The organism is Leifsonia sp. 2MCAF36, from assembly GCF_052115525.1.
Lineage (GTDB): Bacteria > Actinomycetota > Actinomycetes > Actinomycetales > Microbacteriaceae > Leifsonia.
The window spans coordinates 86603-105396 of sequence record NZ_JBFRGV010000011.1 but is presented as its reverse complement, the minus strand read 5'-3'; the positions used below and the strand labels follow the sequence as shown (position 1 = coordinate 105396).

Sequence of the window (18794 nt, the reverse complement as noted above, 5' to 3'; positions counted from 1 at the left end):
ACCCCCAACTGAGCTCCCGCACCAACCGCCGAAGCGCCACCCACCAGCAGCCCCAACGCTCGAACCCGAACCTCCAACGACGAATGCGACCCCATCCCAACCCCTCACCGAAAACGAAAGGTGTTGCACTCACCGCACGAACTCACCCGAGCCAAAGGCGACACTTGGGGCAAATCGCGCGCGCGGGTCAGCGCTTGTGGGACTTCTCCTGGGGTGGGAGGGTGCCGGCGGCTCGACGCTCGGCGTAGTACGTGCGCGCCTCCGCCTGACGCTCGGCCTCCTCGCCGGACGCGATCTTCGCCCGCACCAGCTCGGGACCGTAGCCGAACGCATCCACCAGGTCGACGGCATGCGGCCGGATGCGCGTGAGCAGCCGGTCGATGTACGCCGCCACGGCCTGCGCACGCTGAGGCGAGAGCCGGCCGTTCATCAGGTACCACGCCAGGTGCTTCTCGATCAGGCCGAAACCGAACAGGTCGCGGAGCCAGGTGAGCACCTGCTTCGTCCCCTCGTCGGGAGCCTGCTCCAGCGCGTCCGTGAACGCCTCCCACTGCAGCAGCTCGGCGTGGGCGCGAGCCGCCTCGATGAGGGCGTTCTGCTGCGAGTTGAACAGGTCGGCCGCGGCCTTCTTGCCCAGCTTGGAGGCGGGACGCAGCCTGCCGGCGATCTGCGCGATCATCGTCTCGACGCGGGCGGTCAGCAGCTCGCGCTGCGTCGTCGGCTCCTGCAGCCAGTTCACCGAACGGGCGGTCGAGCCGAAGTCGCGGACCGTCTGGGCGACACTCCGCAGGCCGGAGCCGTGGTACGCCTTGCCTGCCGCCTGGGTGACGACGTAGCGGGCGAGCGCGCCAGCGTCCGCCTTGGCGAACTTGCGGCTGTAATCGGTCAGCAGACGCTTGGCGACCAGCTGCAGCAGGACGTTGTTGTCGCCCTCGAAGGTGACCCAGATGTCGAGGTCCTGACGCAGCGAGGTGAGCCGGTTCTCGGTGAGGAAGCCGGCGCCGCCGCACGCCTCTCGCGCCTCCTGCAACGTGTCCAACGCGTGCCAGGTGCTGAGCGGCTTGAGCGCCGCCGCGATGGTCTCCAGGTCCTGGCGGTCGTTGTCGGTGTCGTGCGCGCCGCTGAAGACGTCGTCGAACTTCCGCAGGAACACCTCGTGCGCGAAGCTCGCCGCGTACGTCGTGGCCAGGCGCGGGAGCAGCCGGCGCTGGTGGCGCTGGTAGTCGAGCACCACCTCCTCGTCGGTGTCGCTGCCCGCTGTGAACTGGCGGCGCTGGTCGGCGTACGTGACCGCGATCTTGAGCGCGATCTTCGAGGCGATGACAGCGGAGCCGTCGAGCGAGACGCGGCCCTGGACCAGCGTGCCGAGCATGGTGAAGAACCGGCGACCCGGGCTCTGGATCGGCGAGCTGTACGTGCCGTCCTCGGCGACGTCGCCGTAGCGGTTCAGCAGGTCGGTGCGCGGGATGCGGACCCCGGTGAAGTGCAGCCGGCCGTTGTCGATGCCGTTCAGGCCGCCCTTCTGGCCGTCGTCCTCGCCGCCGATGCCCGGCAGGTAGTCGCCGTTCGCATCCCGGATCGGAACGTAGAAGGCGTGCACGCCGTGGTTGACGTTCTGGGTGATGAGCTGCGCGAAGACGACCGCCGCGGTCGCATCCACTGCCGCGTTGCCCAGGTAGTCCTTCCACGCACCGCGGAACGGAGTGTCGATGACGAACTCCTGCGTCTCCGGGTCGTAGGTCGCCGTGGTCCCGACACTCGCCACATCCGAACCGTGACCGGTCTCGGTCATCGCGAACGCCCCGGGCACCTCGAGCGACATGATCGCGGGCAGGTACTTCTCATGGTGGTGCTCGGTGCCGAGGTGCATCACGGCCGAACCGAACAGGCCCCACTGCACGCCCGACTTGATCTGGACGGACGGGTCCGCCGCAACGAGCTCCTCGAAGGCGGCGATGTTTCCGCCGTTGTCCTCCTGACCGCCGACCGACTTCGGGAAGGCGCGGTGCACCTGCCCGTTCTCGACCAGCAGCTTCAGCTGACCGAAGACGCGCTTCCGGTGGTCGTCGACCGAGAGCCCCTCCTGCTTCTGCATCTCGGGGCGGGACGAGAGCTCGCGGGAGGCCAGCCGCGCCTCGGCCCAGTCGCCCAGCAGCTGGCGGCCCAGCGCCTCCACATCGACCCGTGGGGTGACGCCGACGGGCGCAGGCTCCGGGACGGCGGGCGCCGTCGCGGTAGCGGGGGTGGAAGCGGGGGTCGCGCTCGGGACGCGTTCGGCAGTGTCGACCATGACCTCTCCTTCAGAAAATCGCGGTATGCCGCCACGCTACGACCGCGGTCCCGCGAGCGGAAACCGTCGGTGCGTCGCCTACAAAGGCTGCTCGGGACGGTTGCCCCCGCGTTTGTGGGAACCTCCAAATCCGGCTGCATTCGGAGTGACACCGTGCACAACGCTCGGTCGGCCGGATGGGGGCCTGGAACGCAGAAAAGCGCCGCCCCTCAGGGCGACGCTCACTGTGGTGCGGTTGCGGTCGTCAGGCGGCGCGGCGCGGCTCGCGTCGGGTTCGCAGGTCGCGCTGCTGCTGCGGCCGCGGCGGCCGGAGTGGCGTGGCGAGGGCGGCCCGTGCCGCTGCCGCGCCCTTGAGCTCGACGACGGTGCCGGCCGCGATCTGCGCGTCGCGCTCGATGCGCGCGCCGTTGCCGACCATCGCGTTCTCGCCGACCTTCGCTCCGCTGCCGATCTTCACGCCCGAGCCGACGACGCAGCCGGCGCCGATGTGGACGTTCGCACCGACGAAAGTGCGGTCGCCGACGGTTGCGCCCCTGTCGATCCAGCTGCCGGCGCCGACGTAGGCTTCCATCCCGACGCGCGCCTCGGCCTCGACGTACGCGGTCGGCTCGATGAAGGCCGACTCGGCCACCCGCGCCGACGGGGAGACGAGGCCCCGGCCGTTCGCGTGACGCTTGTACTTGACGACGGCGCCCGTCTCGTCCTCGAGCTCCTCGATCATTCGTGCCATCTAGGTGTTCCTCCTCCGAGGTCGCCTCGGTTATCGTTCAATGTCATAACACCGGGCGCACGTAAAGAATTCCCTGATCGCCCGATGGAACGCCGGACTCAGGGAACGACGGACGCGCAGTGAAACGGCGCACGCTAGGGGACGATACGCCCGCAACCGACGGCCGCAAGGGGGTCGCAACGGCCGGGCCGGGCGACGGGCGCTGGGGCGCTATGCGCAGGGCCGACCCCTCAGCGCTTCCGCGGCGCCCCGTCGGCGTCAGGAGGAGACGGATGCGACGACCGACAGCAGCGCCTCTCCGTAGGCCTCGCGCTTCTTGGCGCCGATGCCGGTGATGCCGTCGAGGTCGGCGAGTGAGGCCGGGCGAGCGGATGCGACCGCGCGCAGCGTCGCATCCGAGAAGACGATGTACGCGGGCACCGACTGCTCCCGTGCCGCCCCCGCCCGCCAGCTGCGGAGGGCTTCGAAGAGCGGCTCGTCGTGCGCGGCGAGCTCTGCCGAGACAGCGCTGCGGGACGACCGCGTCGACCGTTCCGGTCGCTCGGGCTCCGTCCGCAGGATCACCTGACGGCCACCCGAGAGCACCTCCGTGCTCGCCGGCGTGATCGTGAGCACGCCGTACTCGCCCTCGGGCTTCAACAGCTCCTGGGCGATCAACTGCCGGGCGACACCGCGCCACTGGCTCTCGCTCAGGTCGTCGCCGATCGACCAGGTCGACAGGCTGTCGTGGCCGTACTGCTCGACGCGCGAGGTGCGCTTGCCGCGGAGGATGTCGATCAGGTGACTGGCCCCGAAGCGCTGATTGCGTTCGCGCTTCAGGCGCACCACCGTCGACAGCAGCTTCTGCGCCGGGACGGTCCCGTCCCAGCTCTCCGGCGGTGTGAGGCAGGTGTCGCAGTTGCCGCAGGGACTCGACGGCTGGCCGAAGTACGCCAGCAGGTTCACTCGCCGGCACTGCACGGTCTCGCAGAGCGCGAGCATCGCGTCGAGGTGCTGAGTCAGTCGCCTGCGGTGCGCGAGGTCTCCAGGAGAGTCGTCGATCATCCGGCGCTGCTGCACCACGTCTTGCAGGCCGTACGCCAGCCAGGCTGTCGACGGGAGGCCGTCACGACCGGCGCGTCCGGTCTCCTGGTAGTAACCCTCGACCGACTTCGGCAGGTCGATGTGGGCCACGAAGCGGACGTCCGGCTTGTCGATGCCCATGCCGAAGGCGATGGTCGCGACGACGATGACGCCCTCTTCGCGGAGGAACCGCGACTGGGTCGCGGCCCGCTGGGCCGCCTCGAGGCCGGCGTGATACGGCAGGGCGGTCAGCCCGCGCGATGAGAGGAACTCGGCCGTCTTCTCCACCGAGTTACGGGACAACGCGTACACGATCCCGGCGTCGCCCGGGTGCTCCCGGGTGATGAAGTCGAGCAGCTGCTTGCGCGGCTCGGCCTTCGGCACGATCCGGTACTGGATGTTGGGCCGGTCGAAGTCGGAGACGTAGTGCTCGGCACCCTCCAGCTTGAGGCGGGAGGTCAGCTCGCGGTGCGTCGCTTCGGTCGCCGTGGCCGTCAGCGCGATGCGCGGAACACCGGGCCACCGGTCGGCGAGCTCGGAGAGCGCGAGATAATCGGGGCGGAAGTCGTGCCCCCACTGCGACACGCAGTGGGCCTCGTCAATCGCGAACAGTGCGACGCGCCCGCGCTCGAGGAAGCGCTTCGTCGACTCCGACGACAACCGTTCGGGTGCGACGTAGAGGATGTCGAGTTCGCCGTCGAGGTATGCCCGCTCGACCGCGGACCGCGCCGCCGCATCCTGAGTGGAGTTGAGGAAGGCGGCACGGACGCCGACCGCGATCAGCGCATCCACCTGGTCTTGCATGAGGGCGATGAGGGGCGAGACCACGACCCCGGTCCCCTCGCGCAGCAGCGAAGGGATCTGGTAGCAGAGGCTCTTGCCCCCGCCGGTCGGCATGAGTACGACCGCGTCGCCGCCCGCGGCGAGCCGTTCGATGATCTCCTGCTGCTGCCCGCGGAAGGTGTCGTAGCCGAATACCGTGCGGAGCGCATCCTGCGCGGACTCGAACCGCGGCGCCGTGGCCCGGATGACGGCCGTCGCCACCCGCCCGGTCGGCGTCGACGTCGCCACCGCGCCGCCGCCAGACGCCACCCGCCCGGCCGGCCCCGCATACGGGTCGCCGAAACCGGGAGGCGGCTCCTCGTCGAGAGGAGGCGCGTCCCGGTCGTCGGGAACCCAGCTGTCGGGAACCCAGTCGGAGGTGGAGCTCATGTCTCGATCGTAACGGCCGCCCCCGACGACTTCCCGGGCGTCGCGGATCTGTGGACAACCTCTTCATCCACACCCTGGCTCGGGTAGCATCGCCCACATGCGGCGGCTGATCGTGACCGAGTTCATGACCCTCGACGGGGTCGTCGAGGCTCCCGGCGGCGAGCCCACCCATCCGCACGCCGGCTGGACCATGCCGTTCAGCACCGAGGACGTCCGCGCCTTCAAGCTGCGCGAGGTGCTGGAGGCGGAGTCGCTGCTGCTCGGCCGGCGCACGTATGAACAGTTCGCCGACGCGTGGCCAGCTCGGGATGACGAGTTCGCGGACAAGATGAACGGCATGCCGAAAGACGTCGTCACCTCCCGCCCCGCCGAACTGACCTGGAACGCGACCGCCGTCGCACAACCGGTCCGAGCCGGTGTCTCCGCGCTGAAGGAGGGCGACGGCGGACCGATCCTCGTCGCTGGAAGCGCATCCCTCGTCCGCTCCCTTCTGGTGTGGGGGCTGGTGGATGAGCTGCGGCTGCTGACCTACCCGGTGATGGTGGGCGGCGGCCTCCGCATCTTCCCCGACGACAGGGAGAAGTGGACCTTCGAGCTCACCGAGCTGGAGCGCTTCCGTTCGGGGGCGGTGCTGCACAGCTACCGTCTGGCCGGGAGCTGATGGGCTCAGCCGTCCTGGGGCTGATCGGCGCCTTCGTCTACGGGTCCGCCGACTTCCTCGGAGGACTGGCGTCGCGCCGAATTGGGCCGCTCCGCACCACCGCCGTGGGCGCCGTCGCGGGGCTGGTGCTGCTCCTCGTCGCGCTCCCGGCCATCGGCGGCACCTGGTCGTCGGAGGCCCTCGGCTGGGGTGTCCTGTCCGGGGTCGCCGGCTCCGTCGCGATCGCCCTCCTCTACGCCTGCCTCGCGATCGGGCCGATGAGCATCCTGTCGCCGCTGACCGCGCTCGTCTCGGCGCTGGTGCCGGTGACCTGGGGTCTGGTGGGCGGCGACCGCTTCCAGCCGATCGGCTACTTCGCCCTCGGCCTCGGCCTGGTGGCGGTCGTCCTGGTCGGGTTCGTGCCGGAGAAGGGCGCCGTCCGCCCCCGACCGCGCGCACTGATCATGGCGGTCGCCGCGGGCGCGATGATCGGCGTGTTCCTCATCCTGCTCGACCAGACGCCGGACGACTCCGGCGTGGTGCCGCTGATCGCCAACCGGACCACCAATGCGGTCGTGATGTGGACAGTTGTGTCGATCGTCGTGATTCGCGCCCGGTCACGACGCCGGTCGCAGGGAATCGTCCCGGACGCACCACGCAGCGGGATGCGGCTGGAGCGGCGCGGCGTCGCGGTGGCGGTCGGCGGCGGCGCGCTGGATGCGACGGCCAACCTGCTCCTCCTCGTCGCGCTCCGGATCGGCGACCTGACCACGGTGTCCGTGCTGACCGCCCTCTACCCGGCCGGCACCGTGCTGCTCGCCGCCGTTGTACTGCGGGAGCGCGTCGCGCCGGTGCAGTGGGTCGGCCTGGTGCTGGCCATCGTCGCTGCCGCGCTCCTCGCCGTCAGCTGACCGCCTACCGCTGCCGCCACCCGCGAGTAGGTGCGCGTATTCGACGCGAGTTGCGACATGTTGTCGCGACTCACTGCCAGACGCCGGGACGCCGGGACGCCGTCGGCTGACCGCATCCCGGCGCCGCCGCCACGACCCGTGAGTAGGTGCGCGTATTCGACGCGAGTTGCGACATGTTGTCGCAACTCAGCGAGAGAGGGCGGGAAGCGCGAGGGGCGGGGCGCCGGGACCGGAGGGTCAGGTCGCGGGGGGCGGGGAGACGTGCGCCGCCTGCTCCAGGGCGGGGAGCGCCGCGCGGACGGCCTCCACCTGCTCTGGGGACAGCTCGCCGAGCACGTCCGACACCGCACGCGCGCGGTCGGAGCGCGCCTCCAGCAGCAGAGCGGTGCCGGCCTCCGTGCCGGAGACGAACAGCGACCGGCGGTCGTCGGGGTCCGGCGTCCGCTCCACCAGCCCGCGTGCCTCCAGCTCCGCCACGATCCGCGTGATCGTGGGCGCGGCGGCAACTTCGATCGCGGCGAGTTCGCTGGGACGCACCGGTCCCCTACGGACGATGGTCGACAGGGCGGAGAGCTGCCCGTGACTGAGCCCGCCGGCGGAGGAGCGGATGCGGCGGTTCAGCCGCCCGACGGCCAGGGCCAGGCGGCCGGACAGCTCGTCGACGCCATCGTCGCCGTGTCCGGCCGTCGGCCGCTCGTCAGCTTCATGCGCGGTGGGCACCGACTTCCTCGCCTTCCTCGGTGGCCTGCAGCTCGGGCGCCGCGGCCTCCTCATGAACATACTTGCCCCCGCCGAGGAACGACGCTATAGCGCCGATGACGCTCATGACAGCGGCGGCGATGAAGACGACGACCAGGCCGTCATGGAAGGGACCGGAGATCAGTTGTGGGAAGAACTCCTTACCCGTCAGTGTGGCCCCGTCGACGTGCGGCGCGCTGAGGATGCCGGTCGGTCCGAGCAGGCTCTGGATGGGGTTGTAGCCGAGGAACGCGGCGAACAGCGAGCCGACCGGCGGGGTGTTCCCGACCTGCGCTGCGATGTTCCCGGGCACGCCGTGCGAGGTGAGTCCGCTCGTGAGGGCGGTCGGAAGCGCGACCGACAGACCGGCGATCATCAGCGAGAAGAAGATGCCGATGGAGAGCGAGCTTCCGGCGTTGAGGGCGACGCCGGCCATCCCGGATGCGGCCCCGCGCTCGTTCGCCGGCACGCTGTTCATGATCGCCGTCCGGTTAGGCGACGAGAACAGGCCGGAGCCGATGCCGTTCAGACCCGTCAGCAGCGCGAACTGCCAGTACTCGAAGTTCACCGGGATCAGTAGCAGGCCCACGAAGGTTGCGGCGACGAGCAGCAGTCCCACCGTGGCGAATGCGCGGGACCCGAACCGGTCGGAGAGCGCACCCGAGATCGGGCCGGCGATGAGGAAGCCGATGGTGATCGGCAGCATGTAGATGCCCGCCCACAGCGGGGTGGCCTCGTAGCTGTAGCCGTGAAGGGGCAGCCAGATGCCCTGCAGCCAGATGATCAGCATGAACTGGAGTCCGCCTCGGCCGATCGCGGCCAGGAACCCGGCGAAGATCCCCGAGGAGAACGCCCTAATGCGGAACAGCCGCATGTCGAACATGGGCGCCGGCACCCTCAGCTCGACGAAGACGAACGCGACGAGCAGCAGGATGCCGCCAATGATCGACCCGAGGACCCACGGGTTGCCCCAGCCCTGGCTGGAGCCGCCGTAGGGCTGGATGCCGTAGGTGATGCCCGTGAGCAGCGCGATCAGGCCGATGCCGAAGGTGGCGTTGCCGAGCCAGTCGATACGGCCAGGGTTCTTCTGGCCGACCTCGTGCAGCGACTTGATGGACCAGATGGTGCCGACGATGCCGAACGGCACCGACACGAAGAAGACGGCCCGCCAGTCGATCTCGGCGAGCACTCCGCCGAGGATGAGGCCGATGAAGCTTCCGGCGATCGCCGCGACCTGGTTGAGGCCGAGGGCGAAGCCGCGCTTGTTGGCCGGGAACGCATCCGTCAGGATCGCGGTCGAGTTGGCGAACAGCATCGCGCCGCCGATGCCCTGGACGAAGCGCCAGACGATCAGCCACATGGCGCCGGGGCCGCCGCTGAACGGGTCGAGGCAGAGGGCGATCGCCGCGAGGGTGAAGATGACGAACCCGAGGTTGTAGATGCGGACGCGGCCGAACTGGTCGCCCATCCGGCCGAAGGTGACGACCAGCACGGCGGTGATGAGCATGTAGCCCATCAGCATCCAGAGCAGGTAGGAGACGTTGCCGGGCTCGAGCGGGTTGAGCTTCACTCCGGTGAAGATGGCGGGCAGCGAGATGATGACGATCGAGGAGTTGATCGTCGCCATCAGCATGCCGAGCGTGGTGTTGGAGAGTGCCACCCAGCGGTAGTGCGGGTGGTCTTTGGTGAAGATGCCGGTGCGGGCCACGGGAGTCCTTATACGAGTGCGTGTGCGTATGTGGGGTCGTTTATATGCGTCAACTATATAACTTCGCTGGGACTCCTCTGAGGGGCCGTCACGATCCGGTCCGCTGGCGCGTCTGTTGTCTATGGCAGTGCCCACACCCGGAGGGATACTGCTCTCACACGATCGGATGGACCCAAACATGCTCAAAAAGACCCTGATTCCCGCGCTCCTGATCGCCGGTTTGACGACGACGGCCCTTGCCGCGTGCACCGCACCGACGGACAAGGCGCCCACCTCGAGCGCCGCGGCCAGTGCGGCGGCGAAGGTCGTCAACGGCTCAGGGGGCGCGCCCTCGGACATCCCCGTCCTGGCGAAAGATGTGGTCGCCTCCAGCAACCACTACGGCAGCACGTCGTCGGGCAGCTACACGCTGAACCTGAAGACCAAGAGCAACAACGCCAAAGACGATGCCGTGAAGCTTCTGACCGATGCCGGCTTCAAGAAGGAGGGGACGAGCGGCACGTACTCCAACGACAAGTGGACGGTCACGGTAGTCGGCCTCGGCGGCAACGTGACCTACACGGTCAAGCAGAAGTAGCGCCCCAAACCTTCACCAAACGGGGCCTCGGCAATCATGCCGGGGCCCCGTTTCTGCGTTCCGCGGTGCACCGCTGGGCGCCGCGCGAAAGGAAGTTTTGGCTGATCCGCGTCATATCCAGCGGCAAGACGCGTCTTAGTAGGTGAGGTCATCACGAGACGGGTCGGGATGACCGCACCATGAGCGGCGAAGGAAGGGATTCCTTCGAGTCGCTTGTCAGATGCCCGCTCCACCCCCATGAGGGCGGGGCGGGCATCCGGCTGTTAACGACGCGGTGGTCGCAACCTCCTGAATCAGGGGGTTGCGACCACCGTTAGAACCCGCTCAGTGGTGTCGGCTACTGGATGTGCCGGCCACTGGTCGTGGCTTCATCGTCGTCCTTGCGGCGCCGACGGATCGCCACGAACAGCACGCCTCCGACCAGGAGCGCGAGGCCGGCGATCCCGAGCCCGGGAGCCAGGTCGCTTCCGGTGTGGGCCAGTCCGGGGATGTCCAGCCCGGGTATCAGCGCGGGTTGCGCGTTGACCGCCGCGACGCCTTCAGCTCCGCACGCGCCGTCGATGCAGGGTGTCGGGTCCGGGTTGTCGGACGTGACGCTCATGATCTTGTTCGTCGTGTCAGCAGCGTTGAGGCTCGTGACTTTCGCGACGATCTTCAGCGTCTGCGTGGAGTCTACGTTCAGTGTGCCGACGTTCCACACCCCGGTGGACGGATCGTACGTTCCGGCCGTCGCCTGGCTGGAGACATACTGCAGTCCGCTCGGCAGTGGGTCGGTCAGCTGCGCGTTGGGCGCGGCGTCCTTCCCCTTGTTGCCCAGGGTCAGCGTGAACGTGACGTTCTGGTTGACGACCGGGGACGCATTGTCGACCGTCTTGTCCCAGACGAGGTCCGAGTACGTCGACGGGATCGACACGGCAGTGTCGGCACACCCCTTGTCGAGGCTGCACGGTGTCGGGTCAGGCAGAGCGCTGGTGGCGTTCTGGATGATGTTCACCGCGAAGCCGTCGGCCCGGGTTTGGATGCGGAGCGTCTTGGTCTGGCCGACGGCGAGGTCGCCGACCGTCCAGTTGCCGCTCGCCTGGTCGTACGTGGTCGAGGTGGACGCCGAGTCATCCGACAGGTACGTCAGGTTCTTCGGCATCTTGTCGACCACGACGACACCGGTGGTGTCGGTGTTGCCCGTGTTGGTCACCGTGAGGACGAAGGCGAACGTGTCGCCCAGTTTCACGTCGGCCGGTTCGGCCGCCTTGGTCACCTTCAGGTCGGCATACCGCGGAGCCACCGGCGCAGGAGCTGCGCAGTTCTCCGGGTTGGCCGGCTGGCACGGGGTCAGGTCCGGCACCGAGGAGGTGACCTGGGTGATCACGTTCTGCACCGGGCTGGTGGTGTCCACCGTGGTGACGACGTCGAACGACTTCGTCTCCCCGTTGGCGAGCGACCCGACCGACCACACGCCCGTCGCCGGGTCGTACTTCCCGCCCGAGGTGTCGGACACGTAGGTCAGTCCCGCAGGCAGCTTGTCGGTCACGGTGGCGTTGGTGGTGTTCGACGGACCGTTGTTGGTGACGTTGATCGTGAACGTCACCGGGCCACCGAAGTCGACCACGGGAGCGGACGCGGTCTTGCTCGTCACGAGGTCAACAGACTGCGGGGTGATCGGGCCGGGCCCGGTTCCGCAATCGGTCGGACACGGTGTCGGGTCGGGAAGATCCGATCCGGAGCTGTTGATCACGTTGGTCACCGGGCTGGCCGTGCTGACGGTGGTGACGATGTCGAACGACTTCGTCGCCCCGTTCGCCAGGTCGCCGACCGACCAGACGCCGGTTGCCGCGTCGTATTTCCCGCCGGAGGTGTCAGACACGTAGTCCAGACCAGCCGGGAGCTTGTCGGTGACCTGCGCGTTGGTCGTATCGGACGGGCCGTTGTTCTTCACCGTGATGGTGAACTTCACCTGTGACCCGTAGTTCGGGGTGGTGTCGTCCACGGTCTTCGTGGTGACCAGGTCGGCCGAGTTCGGGGAGATCGGGCCGGGCCCGGTTCCACAGTCGGAGGGACACGGTGTCGGATCCGGCAGATCCGATCCCGAGTTGGTGATTACGTTGGTGACCGGGCTGCTGGTGCTGACCTTGGTGACGATGTCGATGGACTTCGTCGCTCCGTTGGCGATCGCACCCGCGGACCACACGCCCGTTGCCGGGTCGTAGGCGCCACCGGAGGTGTCGGACACGTAGTCCAGCCCAGCCGGCAGCTTGTCCGTCACAGTCGCCCCGGTGGTGTCCGAGGGACCGTTGTTCTTCACCGTGAGCGTGAAGGTCACGTTCTCGCCGAAGTTCGGTGTCTTGCTGTCGACCGTCTTGGTGGTGACCAGGTCCGCGGACTGCGGGGTGATCGGGCCGGGCCCGGTTCCACAGTCGGACGGGCACGGGGTCGGGTCGGGGAGACCCGAGTCCGACTTGCTGATGACGTTCGTCACCGGTGTGGTGGTGTTCACCTTCGTGACGATGTCGAAGGACTTCGTCGCCCCGTTGGCGAGCGCACCGGCCGACCAGATACCGGTCGCCTTGTCGTAGGTGCCGCCGGAGGTGTCGGACACGTAGTCCAGACCGGCCGGCAGCTTGTCGGTCACCTGGGCGTTCGTCGTATCCGACGGACCGTTGTTCTTCACCGTGACGGTGAACGTCACGTTGTCCCCGAAGTTCGGGGTCGTGTTGTCCACGGTCTTGGTCGTGACCAGGTCTGCCGCCTGCGGCGTGATCGGGCCCGGGGTCGGGCCGCAATCCGTGGGGCACGGCGTCGGGTCCGGGAGACCGGATCCGCTGTTGGTGATGATGTTCGTCACCGGTGTCGTCGTCGCAACCGTGGTCACGATGACGATCGACTTGGTCTCGCCGTTCGCCAGCGCACCGATGCTCCACACGCCCGTCGCCGAATCGTACTTCCCGCCGGAGCCGTCGGAGACGTACTCCAGGCCCGTCGGGAGCTTGTCTGTCACCGTTGCATTGGTGGCGTTCGAGGGGCCGTTGTTGGTGACCGTGAGGGTGAAGCGGACGTTGTCTCCGAAGTTCGGCGTCGTGTTGTCCACCGTCTTGCTCGTTGCGAGGTCGGAGTACTGCGCGACGATCGGATCCGGTGCGGGGCCGCAGTCCGTCGGGCACGGTGTCGCGTCGGGCAGGCCCGATCCCGAGCTCGTGATGACGTTACGGACAGGCGTCAGCGAGGTCACCTTGCTGATGATGTCGAACGACTTCGTCGCCCCGTTGGCCAGCGCGCCGGCCGACCAGATACCCGTCGCGGGATCGTACGTGCCACCGGAGGTGTCGGAGACGTAGTCGAGGCCTGCGGGCAGCTTGTCGGTCACCTGCGCGTTCGCGGTGTCCGAGGGGCCGTTGTTGGTCACCGTGATGGTGAACAGCACATCGTCACCCAGTACCGGTGTCGTGTTGTCGACCGTCTTGGTGGTGGCGAGGTCCGCGGACTGCGGGGTGATCGGGCCGGGCCCGGTTCCACAGTCGGACGGGCACGGTGTCGGGTCCGGGTGATCCGAGCCGGAGTTCGTGATCACATTCGTCACCGGGGCGGTGGTACTCACCTTGGTCACGATCTGGAACGACGTCGTCGCACCGTTGGCCAGACTTCCGACCGACCACACGCCGGTCGCGGGGTCGTACGTGCCACCGGAGGTGTCCGACAAGTAGTCCAGACCTGCGGGCAGCTTGTCGGTCACGGTCGCGTTGGTGGCGTCCGTGGGTCCGTTGTTCTTCACCGTGAGGGTGAAGGTCACGTTGTCCCCGAAGTTCGGGGTCGTGTTGTCCACGGTCTTGGTCGTGACCAGGTCAGAGGACTGCGCCTGGATCGGCCCCGGGTTGGGGCCGCAATCCGACGGACACGGCGTTGGATCGGGAAGCCCGGAATCCGAGTTCGTGATCACGTTGGTCACCGGAGTCGTGACGGTCACCTTGGTGATCACGTCGAACGTCTTGGTTTCCCCGTTCGCAAGGGACCCCACCGACCAGACACCCGTCGCCGGGTCATACGTCCCACCCGAGGTGTCGGACACGTAGTCCAGACCGGCCGGCAGCTTGTCGGTCACGGTCGCGTTCGCCGTGTCCGACGGGCCGTTGTTGGTGACCGTGATGGTGAACCGCGCGTTGCCGTTGAGTTCCGGGGTCGTGGTGTCCACCGTCTTGGCGGTCGCCAGGTCGGCGAACTTCGTCGGAAGGCTGGGCACCGAACCGCAATCCGGCGCACACGGCGTCGGATCCGGAAGATCCGAGACCGCGTCGGTGACCACCTGGGCCCCGGTCTGGGCGGCCGTGACCTGCAGCACCAGGTGGAGCTGTTTGGTCTGGCCGACCGTCAGAGCGCCCGCGGACCACAGTCCGGTACCCGGGTTGTAGGAACCGGTACCGTCATCCGAGACGTAGCTGAACCCGGCGGGCACAGGGTCAGTCAGGACCACACCGGTCGTGTCACTGGGCCCGTCATTGACCACTGTGAGGGTGAAGGTGACATTCGAGCCGAGCACCGGGGTCGGGTTGTCCACCGTCTTCGACACGGACAGGTCCGCCGCGCTGGGCGTCACCGGACCGGGTCCCGTACCGCAATCAGTCGGGCACGGGGTCGGGTCGGGGAGGTCGGAATCCGACTTGGTGATGAGGTTGGTGACCGGCGCTGTCGTGATGACCTTGGTGACGATGTTAATGGTCTTCGTCTCGCCATTGGCCAACGAGCCCGCCGACCAGACACCGGTTGCCGCGTCATAGGCGCCACCCGAGGTGTCGGACACGTAGTCCAGACCGGTCGGGAGCTTGTCCGTGACCTTCGCGTTGGTCGTGCCCGAGGGCCCATTGTTGGTGACCGTCAGGGTGTAGGTGACGTTGCCGCCGAAGTTCGGTGTTGCGTTATCCACCGTCTTCGAGGTGACTAGGTCGGCCGCCTGCGGAGTCAACGGGCCGGGGCCGGGGCCGCAGTCCGTCGGACACGGCGTCGGATCAGCCTGATCCGCACCCGAGTGGGTGATCACGTTGGTGACCGGCGACGCCGTGGTCACCTTCGCGACGATGTCGAACGACTTGGTCGCACCGTTGGCCAACGATCCGACGGACCACACACCGGTCGCGGCGTCATACGCGCCACCCGAGGTGTCTGAGACGTAGTCCAGTCCGGCCGGGAGCTTGTCGGTCACCTGCGCGTTGGTCGCATCCAGACCGCCGTTGTTGGTGACCGTGATCGTGAACTTCACGTTGCTGCCGAACACCGGAGTCGTGGTGTCCACCGTCTTGGTCGTAGCAAGGTCGGCGAACTGCGGAGTGATGGGGCCGGGGTTGGTGCCGCAGTCCGAAGGGCAGGGGCTCGGGTCGACCTGATCGGAAGCAGAGTTGGTCACCAGGTTGGTCACCGGGGTGGTCGAGCTCACGGTCGCGAGGATGTCGAACGACCTCGTCGAACCGTTGGCCAGATCCCCTACCGACCAGATGCCGGTGGCCGGATCGTAGTTCCCGCCGGATGTGTCGGACACATAGTCCAGCCCCGCCGGCAGCAGGTCCGTGACGTGTGCGTTGGTCGCATTCGACGGTCCGTGGTTCGCAACCGAGATGGTGAACAGCACCTGGCTGCCCCACCGCGGCGTTGTATTGTCCACGGACTTCGTCGTGACCAGGTCGGCATACTGCGGCGTGATCGGTCCCGGAGTGGTGCCGCAGTCCGTGGGACAGGGCGACGGGTCCGTCAGATCCGACCCGGAACCGGTGATCACGTTGGTGACCGGCGAGGTCGCGGTCACCAGGGTGACGATGTCGATCGACTTCACCTCACCGTTCGCGAGCGCACCCACCGACCACACTCCGGTCGCCGGGTCGTAATTGCCACCAGAGGTGTCAGACACGTAGTCCAGACCGGCCGGGAGCTTGTCCGTCACCGAGGCGTTGGTCGTGTCCGACGGACCCGCGTTCCGGACCGTCAGCGTGAACACCGCATTCCCGCCGAGACGCGGCGTCGTCGTGTCGACCGCCTTGCTGGTGACCAGGTCAGCCGCCTGTGCCTGGATCGGGCCGGGGTTCGGGCCACAGTCCGTCGGACACGGGGTCGCGTCCGGAACATCCGAGCTCGTCGCGGTGATCACGTTCGTCACCGGCGACAGAGTCGTCACCTTGGTCACGATGTTGATCGACTTGGTCTGACCGTCAGCCAATGCACCTGCCGACCAGACACCCGTGACGGGGTCATACGCGCCGGCGGACGTGTCCGACACATACTGCAAGCCGACCGGGAGCGGGTCGGTGACCTTCGCATTCGTGGTCGCCGCGGGACCGTTGTTGGTCACCGTCAGGGTGAAGGTCACATTGCCGTTCAGGTTCGGCTTCGTGTTGTCGACCGTCTTACTCGTCGCCAGATCGGCGAACTGCGCCGTGATCGGACCCGGCGCGCTACCGCAATCCGACGGGCACGGTGTTGGGTCGGGCAGGTCGGAATCGGACTTCGTGATCACATTCTGCACCGGGGAGGTCGTGGTGACCTTGGTCACCACATCGAACGACTTCGTCTCACCGTTCGCCAGCGCACCCACGGACCACACGCCGCTCGCCGGGTTGTACTTTCCTCCGGACGTGTCGGACACGTACTGGAGGCCAGCGGGCAGCTTGTCGGTCACCGTCGCGTTGGTGGTGCCGCTGGGGCCGTTGTTGGTGACGGTGATCGTGAACGTCGCATTGCCGTTGAGGGCAGGCGTCGTGGAGTCGACCGTCTTGCTGGTCTGCAGGTCCGCGAACTGCGTCGGCAGGCTCGGAACGGTTCCACAGTCCGGTGCACACGGGGTCGGGTCCGGAAGATCGGACACCGCGTCCGTGATGACTTCCGGCGCGGTCTGCGCCGCTGTCGTCTTCAACACCAAATGCAGCTGCTTGCTCTGCCCCGCGTTCAACGAACCCACCGACCACAAGCCGGTCCCGGGGTTGTACGCGCCGGCCGCGTCGTCAGACACGTACGAGAAACCAGCCGGAATCGGGTCAGTCAGCACCACACCGGTGGTGTTGCTCGGGCCCGCGTTCTCCGCGGTCAGCGTGAAGGTGACGTTCGAGCCCAACGTGGGGGTCGGGTTGTCCACCGTCTTCGAGGTGGTGAGGTCCGCCGCTACCGCGGTCACCGGGCCAGGGCCCGTTCCACAATCTCCCGGACAGGGCGTCGGGTCCGGAAGATCCGAACCCGACGCTGTGATCAGGTTCGTCACGGGATTCGTCGTGTCCACCCGGACCGTCAGAGCCAACGTCTTGGTCTCGCCATTGGCGAGATTGCCGACCGACCACACGCCGGTTGCAGAATCATATGTTCCGGTGCCCGAGGACGACACATACGTCAACCCCGCAGGCAGCGGGTCCGTCACCGTGACACCCGTCGTGTCTTCTGGCCCGTTGTTCTTCACCGTCAGGTTGTAGGTCACATTCGAGCCGAGCGGCGGGTTCGCCGTGCCGACAAGAGACTTCGACGTCACCAAATCCGCCACCAGGGGCGTCACCGTCGCCTGGGCGGTGTTATTCGCCGGGTTCGGGTCGGGAATCGACGAGTACACCTGGGTGACCCGGTTGGTCACCGCCGTCACGGCGGTCAGCTTCGCTGTGATGTGAAGTGTCCGGTTCTGACCGGCAGGAAGATCACCCGCCGACCACACTCCCGTCGCGGGGTCGTAGGCAGCACCCGCGTCGGAACTCACAAACTCCAGTCCCGCCGGAAGAGAGTCGACCACGGTGACGCCCGGGGCCGTGTCCGGCCCTGCGCTCGCAATTGTGATCGCGAACACAACGGCGCTTCCGGGTTGTGCCTCGGGACGATCTACTGTCTTTGTAACCGAAAGGTCGGCACTCGAAAGTTTGAACTGGATGACAACCCGACCGTTGCCCCCGGCTACGCCTGATTGAGCAGTGGGGTTGTTGCCACCAACTCCGATACCGGCCGCGTAGAAAGGCTGCGTTGAGCCGCCCGAGTTGCCGCCTGCTGCCTGAGCACCATTGCCGCCAGAGAGGGTCGTCGCCGCTATCACGCTTGATCCGGCGATAAGAGAGGAGCCCCCGCCTCCACCACCCTCGTTGGGCAATCCACTAGAAGACTGAGAGCAGGCGCCGCCTCCACCTCCGAAGAAACCGCCGCCACCTCCGCCGCCCGTGCCACTACCGGTTGACACGCCAACTGCCCCGGCGCCTCCGGCGTTTGCGGATCCTTGCACAGCGCTGGTCACGCAACCAGATGGGGGGTTAGTTCCCGCCGCACCGCCAGCCGTTTGCGTTCCGCCGATACCAGCGGTGCCCGTTCCGGACCCGCCCACGATTCCGCCGCCGCCGCCCGCTCGCCCTCCCTCGCTGTCGGGTGTCGCTACCGGGGCACCGCCACCGCCAGCCGCGATCAACAGGGGCCCCGCCCCTGTCCGCAAGGCGCTCATCCCGCCGCCACCCGCAGCGATAAAGGACGTATTTCCAAACCCCCCCACCACTCCGTAGCCCCCGCTGCCGCCGCCACCGTAGGCACTCGGACCGAGGCTCGAGCCCTTGACTGGGGCGGAACCGCCTTGCCCGACAACTACGGTCAATGCCTGGCCCGGTGCGACTGCGACCGTGCCATGCGTGTAACCTCCGCCGGCGCCCTGGGTGTATGGGCCGGCTGCGCTGCCGCCGCCGGCCCCCCACAGCCCCACGTCGATCGAACTCACACCGGCCGGCACGGTGAACGACTGGTCACTCCCCGAATAGGTGTATAGCACGCAACTGGTGAACCCTGCCGTCGGCGTGCACGACTGCGTCGCGGCCGAGGCAACCTGCGGGTCCAAAAGGGTGGGTGCCACCAGCCCGACCGCACCAGCGGTGAGGGTCGCTCCGACAAGGGCGATTACTGTGACGAGTGAGGCCTGCGGCTGCCACCAGCGCCGCTTGGGGGTGTTGTG

At 67.8% G+C, this 18794-nt stretch carries 9 protein-coding genes; 3 read left to right on the top strand and 6 right to left on the bottom strand.

Going from position 1 to position 18794, the window contains the following annotated elements; all coding sequences use genetic code 11:
- Nucleotides 1–187: 187 nt before the first annotated feature.
- From AB4079_RS16530 to recQ, 3 genes are all read right to left on the bottom strand, one after another.
- On the bottom strand, nucleotides 188–2290 hold the full coding sequence (locus AB4079_RS16530; protein WP_441788411.1) for an acyl-CoA dehydrogenase family protein: 2103 nt from the start codon (nucleotides 2288–2290) through the stop codon (nucleotides 188–190).
- Nucleotides 2291–2534: 244 nt separating this feature from the next.
- The gene (locus AB4079_RS16525) at nucleotides 2535–3020 is read right to left on the bottom strand and encodes a DapH/DapD/GlmU-related protein (RefSeq protein ID WP_441788410.1); all 486 of its coding nucleotides are present in this window, start codon (nucleotides 3018–3020) and stop codon (nucleotides 2535–2537) included.
- 258 nt (nucleotides 3021–3278) lie between these two features.
- The gene (recQ, locus tag AB4079_RS16520; RefSeq protein WP_441788409.1) at nucleotides 3279–5294 is read right to left on the bottom strand and encodes a DNA helicase RecQ; all 2016 of its coding nucleotides are present in this window, start codon (nucleotides 5292–5294) and stop codon (nucleotides 3279–3281) included.
- 97 nt (nucleotides 5295–5391) lie between these two features.
- Here recQ and AB4079_RS16515 point away from each other — a divergent pair, with 97 nt between their 5' ends.
- Together AB4079_RS16515 and AB4079_RS16510 are read left to right on the top strand one after the other, a co-directional pair.
- A complete protein-coding gene (locus AB4079_RS16515) occupies nucleotides 5392–5955 on the top strand; it encodes a dihydrofolate reductase family protein (RefSeq protein ID WP_441788408.1) in 564 nt (187 codons plus the stop codon).
- Nucleotides 5955–6845 (top strand): EamA family transporter, encoded by an 891-nt coding sequence (locus AB4079_RS16510; RefSeq protein WP_441788407.1) that lies wholly within the window; start codon nucleotides 5955–5957, stop codon nucleotides 6843–6845. Before AB4079_RS16515 ends, AB4079_RS16510 begins: the two co-directional genes overlap by 1 nt.
- Before the next feature lie 237 nt (nucleotides 6846–7082).
- Here the strand turns inward: AB4079_RS16510 and AB4079_RS16505 are convergent, their stop codons facing one another.
- Both AB4079_RS16505 and AB4079_RS16500 read right to left on the bottom strand, forming a co-directional pair.
- Nucleotides 7083–7565: a MarR family winged helix-turn-helix transcriptional regulator gene (locus AB4079_RS16505; RefSeq protein WP_441788406.1), complete on the bottom strand. Its 483-nt coding sequence runs from the start codon at nucleotides 7563–7565 to the stop codon at nucleotides 7083–7085.
- Nucleotides 7549–9291, bottom strand: a complete 1743-nt coding sequence (locus AB4079_RS16500) for an MFS transporter (protein WP_441788405.1) — start codon at nucleotides 9289–9291, stop codon at nucleotides 7549–7551. The genes AB4079_RS16505 and AB4079_RS16500 overlap by 17 nt, the downstream gene beginning before the upstream one ends.
- A gap of 178 nt (nucleotides 9292–9469) precedes the next feature.
- On the opposite strand from AB4079_RS16500, the gene AB4079_RS16495 reads away from it, so the two are divergent.
- Nucleotides 9470–9868, top strand: a complete 399-nt coding sequence (locus tag AB4079_RS16495; RefSeq protein WP_441788404.1) for a hypothetical protein — start codon at nucleotides 9470–9472, stop codon at nucleotides 9866–9868.
- Nucleotides 9869–10205: 337 nt separating this feature from the next.
- Here AB4079_RS16495 and AB4079_RS16490 read toward each other — a convergent pair whose 3' ends face one another.
- Nucleotides 10206–18296: an LPXTG cell wall anchor domain-containing protein gene (locus tag AB4079_RS16490; protein WP_441788403.1), complete on the bottom strand. Its 8091-nt coding sequence runs from the start codon at nucleotides 18294–18296 to the stop codon at nucleotides 10206–10208.
- Between the last annotated feature and the right edge of the window lie 498 nt (nucleotides 18297–18794).